Genomic DNA, 583 nt, shown 5'->3' with positions numbered 1-583 from the left:
CCAGTAGTGTGGCTGTTCAATGCAGTGAGAACCGGGTTCATGTGGAGGTGAAGAAGGATATGTTCAGCAATGGTCAGCTGATCCAGCCAAGTGGTTTGTCTATGGGAGGCTGTCCTGTTGTTGGTGAGGACTCTGCCTCTGGGGTGCTCATCTTTGAATATGCACTGCAGGACTGCAATAGTGTGTTGATGATGACCGAGGATGAGCTCGTCTACACCTATGCGGTTACCTACACTCCTGTGGCATTTGCTGGCACGCCGATTACCCGTACTGAGGGTGCAGTTGTTGGCGTTCAATGCCACTATCAAAGGCTCCATAATGTGAGCAGTAATGCTCTGAGGCCAACTTGGGTTCCTTATGCTTCAACGGAGGTTGGCGAGGATGTCTTGGTGTTCTCCATGAGCCTCATGATTGATGACTGGTCCTTTCAGAGGCCTTCAAATATATACTACTTGGGTGACACTATCAATATTGAGGCATCTGTGAAGGTGTACAACCATGTCCCACTGCGTGTGTTTGTGGACCGCTGTGTGGCCACCCAAGTACCTGATGTGACTTCTGTTCCGAGATATTCCTTCATTGA

The 583-nt window shown here is 49.6% G+C and carries 1 protein-coding gene; it reads left to right on the top strand.

Annotated elements, in window-relative coordinates; all coding sequences use genetic code 11:
• Positions 1 to 59 precede the first annotated feature (59 nt).
• Positions 60 to 583: zona pellucida domain-containing protein (locus GQS54_RS22900; RefSeq protein ID WP_166426229.1), on the top strand; the 524-nt coding region annotated here is incomplete at its 3' end.

Source organism: Paraglaciecola sp. 20A4, from assembly GCF_011378905.1.
Taxonomy (GTDB): Bacteria; Pseudomonadota; Gammaproteobacteria; order Enterobacterales; family Alteromonadaceae; genus Paraglaciecola.
This window is presented reverse-complemented; position numbering and strand designations above follow the sequence as displayed.